The organism is Stenotrophomonas sp. STEN035, assembly GCF_056759935.1.
In genome coordinates, this window is sequence record NZ_JBRRDY010000001.1 from 234,093 (window position 1) to 246,347 (window position 12,255).

12 protein-coding genes are annotated in these 12,255 nt (G+C 64.6%); 3 read left to right on the forward strand and 9 right to left on the reverse strand.

The window, feature by feature from the left end:
- Positions 1-26 precede the first annotated feature (26 nt).
- The 5 genes from ACVOLL_RS00995 to ACVOLL_RS01015 form a co-directional block, all read right to left on the reverse strand.
- Complete coding sequence (locus ACVOLL_RS00995) at positions 27-1,133, reverse strand: HlyD family secretion protein (RefSeq protein WP_481511156.1); 1,107 nt, start codon at positions 1,131-1,133, stop codon at positions 27-29.
- The gene (locus ACVOLL_RS01000; RefSeq protein WP_481511157.1) at positions 1,130-2,794 is read right to left on the reverse strand and encodes an MFS transporter; all 1,665 of its coding nucleotides are present in this window, start codon (positions 2,792-2,794) and stop codon (positions 1,130-1,132) included. The genes ACVOLL_RS00995 and ACVOLL_RS01000 overlap by 4 nt, the downstream gene beginning before the upstream one ends.
- A complete protein-coding gene (locus ACVOLL_RS01005; protein WP_481511158.1) occupies positions 2,791-3,360 on the reverse strand; it encodes a TetR/AcrR family transcriptional regulator in 570 nt (189 codons plus the stop codon). Before ACVOLL_RS01005 ends, ACVOLL_RS01000 begins: the two co-directional genes overlap by 4 nt.
- A 77-nt stretch (positions 3,361-3,437) precedes the next feature.
- A complete protein-coding gene (locus tag ACVOLL_RS01010; RefSeq protein ID WP_481511159.1) occupies positions 3,438-4,649 on the reverse strand; it encodes an MFS transporter in 1,212 nt (403 codons plus the stop codon).
- Positions 4,646-5,074, reverse strand: a complete 429-nt coding sequence (locus ACVOLL_RS01015) for a MarR family winged helix-turn-helix transcriptional regulator (protein WP_481511160.1) — start codon at positions 5,072-5,074, stop codon at positions 4,646-4,648. The genes ACVOLL_RS01010 and ACVOLL_RS01015 overlap by 4 nt, the downstream gene beginning before the upstream one ends.
- Before the next feature lie 35 nt (positions 5,075-5,109).
- Here ACVOLL_RS01015 and ACVOLL_RS01020 point away from each other — a divergent pair, with 35 nt between their 5' ends.
- Positions 5,110-5,505 carry a hypothetical protein gene (locus ACVOLL_RS01020; protein ID WP_481511161.1) on the forward strand — a complete coding sequence of 132 codons (396 nt, stop codon included), beginning with the start codon at positions 5,110-5,112 and terminating at the stop codon, positions 5,503-5,505.
- Between the two features lie 184 nt (positions 5,506-5,689).
- Here the strand turns inward: ACVOLL_RS01020 and ACVOLL_RS01025 are convergent, their stop codons facing one another.
- On the reverse strand, positions 5,690-7,885 hold the full coding sequence (locus tag ACVOLL_RS01025) for a TonB-dependent receptor (RefSeq protein WP_481511162.1): 2,196 nt from the start codon (positions 7,883-7,885) through the stop codon (positions 5,690-5,692).
- 138 nt (positions 7,886-8,023) lie between these two features.
- On the opposite strand from ACVOLL_RS01025, the gene ACVOLL_RS01030 reads away from it, so the two are divergent.
- The gene (locus ACVOLL_RS01030; RefSeq protein ID WP_481511163.1) at positions 8,024-8,440 is read left to right on the forward strand and encodes a MerC domain-containing protein; all 417 of its coding nucleotides are present in this window, start codon (positions 8,024-8,026) and stop codon (positions 8,438-8,440) included.
- A gap of 105 nt (positions 8,441-8,545) precedes the next feature.
- Entirely contained in the window at positions 8,546-8,725 is a 180-nt protein-coding gene (locus ACVOLL_RS01035) for a 30S ribosomal protein THX (protein WP_481511164.1), read from the forward strand.
- Positions 8,726-8,833: 108 nt separating this feature from the next.
- On the opposite strand, the gene ACVOLL_RS01040 is transcribed toward ACVOLL_RS01035, so the two are convergent.
- The 3 genes from ACVOLL_RS01040 to ACVOLL_RS01050 all read right to left on the reverse strand — a co-directional run bounded on the left by ACVOLL_RS01040 (position 8,834) and on the right by ACVOLL_RS01050 (position 12,195).
- Complete coding sequence (locus ACVOLL_RS01040) at positions 8,834-10,081, reverse strand: alkaline phosphatase family protein (RefSeq protein ID WP_481511165.1); 1,248 nt, start codon at positions 10,079-10,081, stop codon at positions 8,834-8,836.
- Positions 10,082-10,195: 114 nt separating this feature from the next.
- On the reverse strand, positions 10,196-10,708 hold the full coding sequence (locus ACVOLL_RS01045) for a methylated-DNA--[protein]-cysteine S-methyltransferase (protein ID WP_481511166.1): 513 nt from the start codon (positions 10,706-10,708) through the stop codon (positions 10,196-10,198).
- Positions 10,705-12,195 carry a DNA-3-methyladenine glycosylase 2 family protein gene (locus ACVOLL_RS01050; RefSeq protein WP_481511167.1) on the reverse strand — a complete coding sequence of 497 codons (1,491 nt, stop codon included), beginning with the start codon at positions 12,193-12,195 and terminating at the stop codon, positions 10,705-10,707. The genes ACVOLL_RS01045 and ACVOLL_RS01050 overlap by 4 nt, the downstream gene beginning before the upstream one ends.
- Positions 12,196-12,255: the final 60 nt, after the last annotated feature.

Sequence of the window (12,255 nt, forward strand, 5' to 3'; positions counted from 1 at the left end):
ACGCCCCAGCCGAGCATGGCTCGGCACTACTGTTGAGCAGGCGCTGCGGCTGTGTCCACTTCCACCACCACCGACATGCCGGGGCGCAGGCGCGCGGCCAGTGGCTGATCGGGGTCGATGGCGATGCGGATCGGCAGCCGCTGCACCACCTTGGTGAAGTTACCGCTGGCGTTGTCGGGCTTGAGCACCGAGAACTCCGAGCCGGTGGCCGGGGCGATCTGCTCGATGTGGCCGCGCAGCTTCTTGCCCTGGAAGGCATCGACGCTGAACGTCGCGGGCTGGCCGATCGCCATGTTCCAGGTCTGGCCTTCCTTGTAGTTGGCTACTATCCACAGCGTGTCAGGAACCAGGAACAGCAGCTGGCTGCCGGCGGTAACGTACTGCCCAAGCCGAACGGTGGCTTCAGATACCTGGCCATCACGCGGAGCCTTGATGACGGTGTTGTCGAGGTCGATCTTGGCCAGTTCGAGAGCGGCTTCAGCCATGGCGACCTTCGCTTCCAGGCCCTTGCGCGCGACCTCGGTGGAGGTGAGGGTTTCCTCGGCGATATGGATGGCCGCCTGCGATTGCGCCACGCCGGCAGTCGCCGCCTGCGCCGAGGCGCGCAGCTTGTCGCGGTCGCTGTTGGAAACCAGTTGTTGTGCTGCCAGTGCTTCATAGCGCTGCAACTCGGCGCGGCTGCGTTGCTGCTCGGCCTGCTGCGCCGAATGGTTGGCGCGTGCCGAGCTGATCTGCGCGCGGTTCTGCGCCTGGCTCTGGTCGGAGTTGGCCAGCTGCGCGCGTGCATCTTCGAGGGAGGCCTGCGCTTGATCCACTTTCTGCCGGTAGATGCGCTCATCGATGCGCAGCAGCGGTTGGCCCTGTTTGACATGGTCGAAGTCGCTGACCAGCACCTCGGTGACATAGCCGTTGACCTGCGGCGCCAGCACGGTCACCTGGCCGCGCACATAGGCATCGTCGGTGTGCATGAGCGTGCTGTTGAACGGCCACAATTGCCAGGCGCGCAGGATCAAGGTCAGCCCAACCAGGGCGACGATGATCATCAGCACCACCGCACGGCGGCTCGGGCGGTTGTACTTGGATACCGGCGTGGGCGCGGGGGTTGAAGGATTCTTTTCGGCTTTGTTGCTCATGTTTCTGCTCGGTTGTCCTGGGTCACGGCGCGGTCACGCCGGATCACCTGTTTCACGCGTGGGTTGCGCAGCGTCACTTCCAGAAGCAGCCAGGTCAGGAAGCAGATCGCCACCCAGCCGCTGAAGGCGAATACGTCGTTGAAGGCGCGGACATTGGCCTCGCGTTTGGCTGCCGCTGCCAAGGCGGCACTGGCCTGCGCCTTGAGTTGTACGGGGTCGGTGATGACGCGGGCGTAGGCTTGCTGTTGCAGCTGCAGGAGGCGCGCTACCTGCGGATCGGCGGGATTGAGCTGGCTTACCAGTGCGCTGGAATAGATGTGCTCGCGGTGCAGCTGGAAGCTGCTCAGGAAGGCCGAGCCGGCAAGGCTGCCGAAGCTCTGCGTCAGCGACAGGATCACGATGAAGGACACGATGTGGTCCAGCCCACGCGCCATCGCCTGGCGTATGCCCATCAGCATCAGCGGGCCCATGAACATGCCGCTGCCCACCGCCGCCAGGAACTGGCTGAGGGCGAAATCCATCGGCCGGTCCATGCTGGTGCGGTGCTGGTCGAGGAAGGCGGCACTGCCGAGCAGGATGATCGACACCAGCAACTGCGGGATCAGCGCCTTCGGCCCGAAGGTCAACGCACCGGCAGCGATGCCGACCAGCACGCCGATCAGGATGACTCCGAACAAGGGCGCCATCTGCTCCGGGCCCATGCCCAGCGTGCGCATCATCGAGATCATCCCGTAGGACTGCTCGTTGGTGAGGAAGCGGATCAGGAACGCGCCGACGATGAATCGAAGCATCACCGGCCCCATCAACCAGCGCACCTGCAGCAGCGGGTTGCGACGCTGGTGCTCGATGCAAAGACCGGTGGTGATCAGCACCACCGCCGCAGCCAATGCCCAGCCCAGCCATGGGGAGTCGATCCACCAATGCAGGTAGCCCTGGCTCAATACCACCACCAGCAGCGCCAGGCCCGGCGCGAGCAGGGCGAAGGTGAGGAAGTCGGTGCGTTCGAAAACCTTGATCTGGATGCCGGGCGGCAGCTTCAGCACCACCACCGCGGCAAAGGAACACAGTGCCAGCCCGGCCTCGAACAGATACAGGTTCTGCCATTCGCCATGGTCGAGCAGGCTGGGCGACAACAGCCACGCCAATGGCACGGCGAGCTGCGACAGGCCGACGCCTATCACCAGCAGGTTGCCCACGTATTTGCGCGGCAAGGCCTGCAGCATGTACAGCGTGCCCAGCGTGGTACAGGCGGCACCGGCAAAGCCGCTGCCGGCGCGTACCAGCAAGGTGGTCGTGTTGTTGCCGACAAACAGATGCAGCACCGCCAATGCGGCATAGGTGCCCAGGCCGATCTCGGCGAACAGGCGGATGCCGTATTCCTGGCGGAATTTGAACACCAGCAGGTTGGCACTGACGTTGACCATCAGGTAGGCGGCGACCAGCCAGTTGGCCTCACTGGCCTGCAGCCCCATCTGGCCGGTGATCAACGGCAGGTTGGCGCTGATCAGTGCATTGCCCAGCCCGCCGGTGATCGCCACCAGCACCGCCACGGCGGCGTAGGCCGCGCGCCGGTGCGGGGGATGCCAGGGCATCGAGGCCGAGCCTGGCAGGCTGGGCTTCTCGTGCTCTTCCCAGTCCGGAATGGGCTTGAGGGGCTTCATGTGCGCTCTGCTGCAGCCTGCGCGGACAGGCCGGGACGCAGCAATTCAATCGCACGCCGTGCGAGGGTGGCGCGATCTTCGACGGTGCGGCCGCGCAGGGCGGCACCGAGCATGCCGGAGATCAACGAGATATCCGATAGCTGCAGGTCAGGCCGGCACAGCCCTGCGGCTTTGGCCCGCAGCAGGGCCGGTTCGGACAGACCGAGAATACGCTCGCGTGCAGCCTTGATCGTAGGTTCGTCCGGGTCCACTGCGCGCCAGTAATCGGCCAACGCAGGCGAATGCACGATGCGCTTGGCCATGCCGATGATCAGCTCGAACAAGGCGTCGTCGCGCTCGCCCAGCTCCTGCAGGTGCGCTTCGATCCTTTCCACGGTCCGCTGCAGCAGGGCTTCGATCAGTGCGGTGCGGTCGGGGAAGTTGCGGTACAGCGTTGCCCGGCCTACGCCGGCGCGAGCCACCACCAGATCAAGTGGAGCGGTGATGCCGTGCTCGCCGAACACGGCGTCGGCCGCATCCAACAGCAAGGCACGACGCACGGCGGCATCGGAGCGAATGGAAGTCATGCCGTATATGGTCCGGACAAAATTGTCCGGTTTCAATGGGCGGCGTGGAACGGGCCGTTGCGGCGGCCCGTTCCCGTTCAGCTCGCGGCGAGCTGGCGGCGCACCGGTGCCTCGCGGATCGGCAGGTTGATCAGCGCTGCTGCAGCGGCCAATGCCATGTCCGCGTACCACATCCAGCTGTAGTCGCCGCCGTATTCGAGTGCCACGCCACCCAGCCAGGCACCGAAGAACGCGCCGATCTGGTGCGAGAACAGGGTCAGGCCGAACAAGGTGCCCATGTGACGCGGACCGAACAACTTGCCGACCAGTCCTGCGGTAGGTGGCACTGTCGCCAGCCAGGTGAAGCCCAACGCTGCGGCGAATACATAGAAGGTCATCGGCGTCGGCGGCGATGCCAGATAGACCGCGATCAACACGGCGCGGCTGAGGTACATCCAGAACAACAGCCACTTCATGCGGAAGCGTTCGCCAAGCGCGCCGATGATCAGGCTGCCGGCAACATTGAACAGGCCGATCAGGGCAATCGATACCGAGGCCACGTTCGGCGACAACCCGCAAAGCGCGATTTCGCCGGGCAGGTGAGTGACCAGGAAGGCGATATGCACGCCGCAGGTGAAGAAGCCCAGATGCAGGCACCAATAACTGCGGTCACGCAGGGCGCGCTGCAGCTGCGGGCGCAGCGCTTCGCCGTCCTCACTGGCTTCGTTGCGTGGCGCACGCTTGCGCAGCGGCCAGGCCAAAGGCAAAGACAGCAGCACGATGAAGGCCAACGCATACAAGGCCTTGATCCAGCCGAAAGCACTGAGCAGCAGCTGCACCAGTGGTGCGAACAGGAACTGGCCGAGTGAGCCGCCGGCATTGATGATGCCGGCCGCCATCGAGCGCTTCTGCGCGGGGATGCGCCAGGCGGTTGCGCCGATCAGCACCGAGAAACTGCCGGCACCGGCACCGGCTGCCAGCAGCAGGCCGAAGCTGAGGTTCAGCCCCCAGGCGCCGGGTAGCAAGGTTGCCGCGATCAGGCCGACCGCCAGCAGCACGCCGCCGCCGACCAAGACCGGAAGTGGTCCACGCTGGTCGGCCATGGCGCCGAAGAATGGTTGCACCGCACCCCATACGAATTGGCCGATCGCCAGCGAGAAGCTGATCTGGGCGATGCCAAGCCCAGTCGAAACATGGATGGGGTCGATCAACAGACCGCTGGTCTGGCGCACGCCCATGGTCACCATCAGGATGCTGGAGGCGGCGAGCAACAACAGCCAGGGAGTGCGAGTGGGGGTCTGCGTGGTCATGCTGGTTGCTCCTGTTCCAGTGCCTGGGTGAGTGCTTCCAGCTGGTGGTTGAGATCTTCGATGCGCTTGCCGCCGAACAGCATTTCGATCTCCTGCTGGGCTTGCTGCCAGAGAGGAAAGGCCTTCTGCAGGCGGCGCTTGCCGGCGGCGGTGATGTGCAGCTGGCGCTGGCGGGAGTCCGCGCCGGGGGCGGAACTGAGCAGGCCGGCTTCGAGCAGCGGCTTGAGGTTGCGGGTGAGGGTGGTGCGGTCCATGCCCAGCGCATCGGCGAGCTCGCCAAGTGGCCGCGGCTGACTGGAGCGGCGCAGGATGGAATATGCGTTGAGGCTTAGATCAGCGGCGGCAAGATGGCGGTCATAGAGCTGGGAAACGCGGCGCGTGGCGCGGCGCAGCTGGAAGCAGGTGCAGGGGCTGGGGGCGTCCATTGGCTTGTGGGGTAGGGCGATGGGCGGGAGTTTATGTGTATATGCACGTAATTGCGAGGGCTGGATCCTGGCGACTCTGGCGCTTTGTGCGCTTAGCCTTGGTAGTGGTTGCGGCTGTTGCTTTGGCTTTGGCTGTTGCTTTGGCTTTGGCTGTGGCTGTGGCTGTGGCCTTGGCTCTGGCTCTGGCTCTGGCTTTGGTTTGGCTTTGGTTTGGCTTTGGCTTTGGTTTGGCTGTTGCTGTTGCTGCTGTTTTCCCTTCTCCCGCTTGCGGGGGAAGGTGCCCGGAGGGTGGATGGGGGGCTCTTGATTTGGCTCTATCTGAGTGGGTTACCAAAGCAGGGGTTCTGCACAAACATAAAAACCACCTGACGGTGGTTTTTATGTTTGCTTGGGTTGCCAAGCAGGAGAGCAAAAAGCAGAAGCAGAACTAAATGCAGGAGCAGAAGCTTGCCCTCACCCCTACCCCTCTCCCGCAAGCGGGAGAGGGGAAAGACAGGAGCAGGAGCCAAAGCCAAAGCTCAAAGCTCAAAGCAACAGCTCAAAGCAACAGCTCAAAGCAACAGCTCAAAGCAACAGTTCAAAGCAACAGCTCATTCCACTGCCTGCATTGAACCTTTAGAACCAGGCGCGAATACCAAACGCCACGCCACGGCCCGGCAGCGGCGAGTAATCCCGCAGCAACGAAGTATGCGGACGTGCCTCACGATTGGTCAGGTTGCTGCCATCGAGGAACACTTCGTAGCTGTTGCTGCCATTGCGATCCCAGCGGTACGCCACGTGTGCATCCACCAGCGTGTAACCGGCACTGGCTTCTTCGTTCACGGCGACATCCTTCTGGCTGCCATAGCGCACCGCGCCCAGCGAGGCACGCCAACCACCCAGCGACCAATGCAGATCAGCACCGACGCGGGCTGGTGCGATGCGTGGCAGGTAGCCGCCATTGGCCAGCTCGACGTTGTAGTTGTGGGCGTGATCGCCGTGCGGCACGGCGATGGCAACGCTGCGGGTGCCACTACCGTCCAGTTCCGCCTTCACGTAGTCCCCAAAAACCCGCAGGTCCCAATCGCCAGCCACGTTCTCCAGCATGTGCCAGGTAGCCTCCGCCTCGGCGCCCTTGAACGTTGCGTCGTTCTGCGTCCATGCACGCACCGGCAGGCCGCCTTCGACCACGCCGGTATCTGCCAGGTAGATGAAGTCCTTGAACTTGGTCTGGTAGATCGCAGCCTGTACGTCGATGCGCTCGTTGTGCGCGTGCAGGCCCAGCTCCATGCGGCGGCCGCGCTCGGTGTCCATGTTGGCGTTGCCGATTTCCAGCGAGCGGGTGGCGATGTGGGCGCCGGCGGCATACAGCTCTTCGTTGGTCGGTGCACGCTCGGAGGCGTCCACGCCGAAGCGCAGGTCGAAGGTGTCGTTCAAGGCCCAGATGCCTGACGCCGAGAGGTTGGTGGCACCAAAGCTGCGGCTGCGCTGGGCGTCATTCGGGTCCAGCTTGACCTGGTCATGGCGTGCACCCAGTTCCAGCTTGAATGGGCCGAACTGCTTTTCCTGCAGGACGAATGCGCCAATGGTGTCGGTAGTGGTGCCCGGTACAAAGGCTTCTTCGCCGATGGCGCCGAAGTCGCTGCTGCCGAACTGCAGGCCGAATGCGCCGTCCCAGCCGGCCAGCGGCTGCTGCACGGCTTCCAGGCGGCCCTCGAAACCCTTGTTGGTGAAGCGGGTGGAAGGCGTGCCGGCTTCGAGCTCGGTGTGCTCGTAATCGGTGTAGCCACCATGCAGGGTCAGGCTCTTCAGGAACGAGGTCGGGTTGTACAGGCCTCCCTTCAGTTCAAACCGGTTCTGCACCATGTCGATGCGCACGTCGTGCTCGCCGCCTTCCTCTTCTGCGTGGTCATGGTCGTCATGGTCGTGACCGTGATCATCGTCAGCATGTACATGGGCGCCATTGGGAATGCCGTAGTTGCTGCGGTAGGTGCTCAGCGAAGCGCCGAGGAAGGCCTTGTCGCCCAGCCAGGTGGCACCTACGCCACCGGCGCGGGTGCGGGTGGAGCTGTTCTCAAGGCGACCGCGCGGGCCGAGTTCGCCTTCCAGGTCAGCATGGTCGTCGTGGCCATCGGCATCCAGTGCGTGTGGGTCGATTGCATAGCCGGGAATGCGATAGTCATCGCCGTTGCGTACCAGACCATCGACATGCAACACAACATTACCGCCGCTCACGCCGTCCAGGCGGAACATGCCGCTGCGCTCCTGGTTGACCGAGTTGCCACGCAGCTCGGCGCGGCCGCTCAGTGGGCGGTCCGGTACGTCGCTGGCGATGCGGCCGTCGACCACGTTCACCGCACCGCCAATCGCGCCGCTGCCGAACAGCAGGGTGGCCGGGCCTTTCAATACTTCGATCTGGTCGGCCAGGAACGGCTCGATGCTCGATGCGTGATCGGCACTTACCGTGGAAGCATCCATGTTGCCGATGCCATTGGCGACCACGGCTACGCGTGGGCCCTCCTGGCCACGGATGATCGGGCGGCCCACGCCGGGTCCAAAGAACGTGCTTTGCACGCCGGGCAGCTTGGCGACGGTGTCGCCGAGGGTGCCGGCCTTGTGTTCGTCCAGATCGGTGCCGGCCAGTACCTCGACCGGACGGGCCAGTGACTCGGCCGAGCCCTGCAACGGCGAGGCAGTGACCTTTACCGCGGTCAGTTCGGTCAGATGATGGCTCTGCCCGGCGTCGTCATCGGCGGCACTGGCGACGGCAGGCAGGGCGGCGGCAAGGGCGAGGAACAGCAGGTGATGCTGGGTGCGACGGGGGAAGGGCATGAGGATTCCTTTGTTACTGTGTATCACTTGGGAAGCAGTCTGAACCGAAGGCGGCAGTAGGCTGGCGCAGGCGGTTAGGGCGGGGAGGACAATAATGTTATATTATTCCATAACGTTCCGTCGCCCCTGCTGGAAGTCATGCCCACCCCACCTACTGGACTACGCAAGTTCCTCGATCGCTTTGGCGCGACCGGTTCCCTGATCTGTGCGGTGCATTGCGCGCTGCTGCCGGCCTTGCTGGCGGTGGCACCGGCGCTGGGGCTGTCGTTCTGGCTCAGTGATGGGGTGGAAGCCAGCATCGTGATCTTCGTAACCGTGCTGGGTCTGTTCAGTCTGATCTGGGGCTATCTGCGGCATCGCGCGCTGATGGCTTTGTTGCTGCTGGTGCCAGGTCTATTGCTGTTGTGGGCCGGTCTGCTGCACACGGAACTGCATCATTCGCAGGTTCCGCACGCCGTGGTGATGACCTTGGGCGGTGTGCTGGTGGGCTTGGCACATGTGGTCAACCTGCGCTTGAACCATGTGCATGTGCACGACGCCAGCTGCGCACATTGAGGGGCGCATGGTAGGCTTCCTGTCCATGCGCGAGGGCGCTTGTTGTGGCCTCGCCAAACCCGTGCTTGCACGGGGTAACTGATTACAAACCAAGGAGTTGACGACATGGGTAAGGGTGACCGTAAGACCGCCAAGGGCAAGCGCTACAACGCCAGCTATGGCAATTCGCGCTCGCACGTGAGCAAGGTGGCCGTGGGCGCTGCTGCGCCGGTCGCCAAGAAGACCGTCGCCAAGGCTGCCGCCAAGAAGGCTGTTGCCAAGAAGACCGTCGCCAAGGCCGGCTGATCCAGCCAGGCAGTGGTTACAGAAAAGCGGCGCATTGCGCCGCTTTTTTTGTGCCTGTTGTTTTGGTGGGCCTTGTCCCCGGGGGCGCTGCACTATACCCGGGCTGCCTCACTTCGATTGGCGTAGCGCTTGGTCTAGCGCATGCGGGTCACCATCGTTGGGCTGTGCCGGGATGCCGATCAGGCGGGTAAGTAGTGGATAGACGTCGACGTTGTCGAAGGCGGTGAGTTGCTTGCCCTGCGCGAAGGCAGGGCCACGTGCGACGAACACCGCCTGCATCGACGGCAGTGCAGGGTCGTAGCCATGCGAACCACGATCACCAGGCGGGCGTTTGGCGATGCTGTCCCGGGTTATTGCATCCCAGCCCTCCTGCATCTGGCAGACGATGGCCGGTATGCGCGGGTTGCTACCGTAGTGCCAGCGAGTGGGCAACTGCGCCTTGTTCCAGCACTGGTAGTGCGCATGCTCACCGAGCAATGCCTTCTCCGCCTCGGCCTGTTTACCCGGCAATGGCGCGAAACCCACCGACTGGCCGACCGACACCACCTTGGCGATATCCGCAGGCACCATGTCTTCGATGGCAACCGCGTTGCCGAACTTGACCGTTGCCATGCCGTGATCGGAAACGACGATCACGTTGGTGTCGTCGAGCAGACCGTCGCGGCGCATGCCGTCGACCAGCTGGCCGACGGCAGCATCAACCTGCTGCAATGCGGCTTTGTACTCAGGCGAATCCGGGCCGTGCTCATGCCCGGCCTTGTCCACGTGCTCCATGTAAGCGGCAACAAAGCGCGGCTTGATCGCGTCCGGCGCGCCGTGCAGCCATGCCAGGACCTGGTGCATGCGCTCGGACAGCGGCACGCTCTCGTCGTACATGTGCCATTGATTGGCATGCAGTCCGCGCACCGGCGCCTCGCTGCCGGGCCAGGACCAGGTGGCACTCTTGAATCCAGCCTTGCGTACGCTGACCCAGATCGGCTCGCCGCCGTCCCACCAGGCCGCGTTCTGCACGGCGGAGCGATCGCTGACCTTGAACTCGCCAAGCGCATCGGCGCTCATCGCGTTGTGCACCAGACCGTGATGGTCTGGGCGCAGGCCGGTGACCAGGGTGTAGTGGTTGGGGAAGGTGAGGGCTGGGTAGGACGGGCGCATGCCGACGCTGCGTACGCCTTCACGGGCCAGACGCATCAGGTTGGGACTGTCTGCTTCGCTGAGCTTGTCCGCGCGCAGGCCGTCGATGGAAATCATCAATACGGTCGGCGGTACTTCCGGAGCGGTGGTGGGCGAGGATGTGCTGGCGCAAGCAGCGAGCAGCGCGCAGGCCAGTGCAGTGGCCGAAATGCGTAGAAAAGTCATGCTGCAATGATAGGCCGGGCCGGTGACCGTACAAATACAACCTTCGGCATGTTGCTTGGGGCTGATCGACCCTGTAGCCCCGGGAGGCAAGCTGCTCCCGGGCAATCGGACGACTCAGGCAAACAGATCCGCCACACGCTCGCCTTCGCTGGCAACGCCCTCCAGCTTCAGCAGCGCCGCCTTGGTCGGTAGTCCGCCACCGAAGCCGGTCAGCGCGCCGTTGTTGCCGATCACCCGGTGGCAGGGCAGCACGATCGGCAATGGATTGCGGCCATTGGCAGCACCGACTGCGCGCGTCGCGGTGGGCCGGCCGATGCGTTCGGCCAGTTGCCGGTAGCTCCAGGTTGCGCCGAATGGAATCTGTGCCAGCGTGTGCCAGACCTGCAACTGGAACTCGGTGCCGACCGGCGCAAGCTCCAGCTGGAACTCGTGGCGCTCACCGCGCAGATATTCCAGTAACTGTCGGCGTGGCTCGGCGACCGCATCAGGATCACGCCGCCACTGCTCGCGGCCCTTGGCGTCGTGGCGGTTCTCGGCGAACAGGATGTGGCGTACGCCGACTTGGTCGACGGCGACGGTCAGTGCACCGATGGGGCTGTCGAAACGGTCGTAATAGAGGGTGTTCATGCGCTGGCCTCCGTAGCAGCCTTGGAATTCTTTCGTTCGGTTGGCACTGCCAGGTGCCACAGATGCAGCACCGCATAGGCGCGCCATGGCCGCCACAGCTGGGAGCGACGTTCGGTTTCGCGCTCGCTCAGGCGTTGGCCTTCGCCCAGTACCTGCTGCAGCACCAGGTCGCCGGCAGGGAAGGCATCGGGAAGCCCCATCGCCCGCAGTGCCATGTAATGCGCGGTCCATGGGCCGATACCGGGCAGGGCGGTGGCCTTCTGCACGAAGTTCTCCAGCGTTTGTGCGCGGCTGAAATCCAGTCTGCCTTCGGCGCAGGCGCGGGCGATTGCGCGCAGGGTGGCGGCACGGGTGCGCGGCAAGCCGATGCTCTCCAGCGGTGCCTCGACCAGGATTGCCGGTGCCGGGAACTGTCGGTCCAGGCCTTCGGGCATGCCGGGCAGGTGCTCGCCGAAGCGATCGACCAGGCGCCGCGCCAGCGTGGTGGCAGCGGCAACGCTGACCTGCTGGCCGAGCACGGCGCGTGCCGCGACTTCAAAGCCGTCCCAGCCGCCGGGAATGCGCAGGCCCGGCCGCTCGGCGATGCCGCGCGCGAGCAGGGGTTCCTGGCCCAAGGTGGCATGGACGGTACGCAGGTCGGCATCCAGGTCGAATACCCTGCGCACCTTGGCGACGATGGCAGGAATGGCGCGTGGATCGGTGGTGCCCAGTTGCAGGCGCAGTTCTGGCCGCTTGGGATCGGCAGTGACCCGGATCAGGCTGGCAACGCCATTGGCGAGGACCACGCGCTGGTAGCTGCTCTCGTCGATGCACTCGATGCCCGGCAGCGAGCGGCGGCGCAGGAAGGCCAGCATCAACGGGAAGTTCAACGGCGGCCGGTAGGCCAGGCGCAATACAGGCTCGCCGCCTGGCACCGCGCCATGCTGCTTGCGCAGCGCGCTAGGCGGCATCCCGCAGCCTTCGAGGAAGGCGCTGTTGAAGCGGCGCAGGCTGTTGAAGCCGGCGGCCAGTGCGACCTGGGTTACCGGCAGCGCGGTTTCGGTCAGCAGCTGCTTGGCCAGCAACAGGCGGCGGGTGGTGTGCAGCTGTGCCGGCGTGGCGCCAAGTTTGGCCACGAACAGACGCTGCAGCTGACGCGCGCTGACCCCCATCGCTTCGGCCAGGGTGCTGGCCGGCTGCTCCTGAAGGATGCCTTCGTTGAGTAAGGCCAATGCCTGATGCAGGGTCTGGTCCTGCAGCAGATTGGCGTCATCCGGCGACAGCTCGGGGCGGCAACGCAGGCAGGGCCGGTAACCGGCGGCGCTGGCCGCAGCGGCGCTGGGGTAATAGCTGACGTTCTCGGGCTTGGGAGGCGGTGCCGGGCACACCGGCCGGCAATAGATGCCGGTGCTGCGCACGGCGGTGAAGAACAGGCCGTCAAAGCGCGCATCACGCGCCAGGCGGGCTTGTTCGCATTGCACGTGGGCGGGCATCAGGAGGTTTTGCATGGGCCCAGTCTAGGCGCAGCCGGCGGCCGGTACTGGCCATTTTCGGACATCAATGCGCGC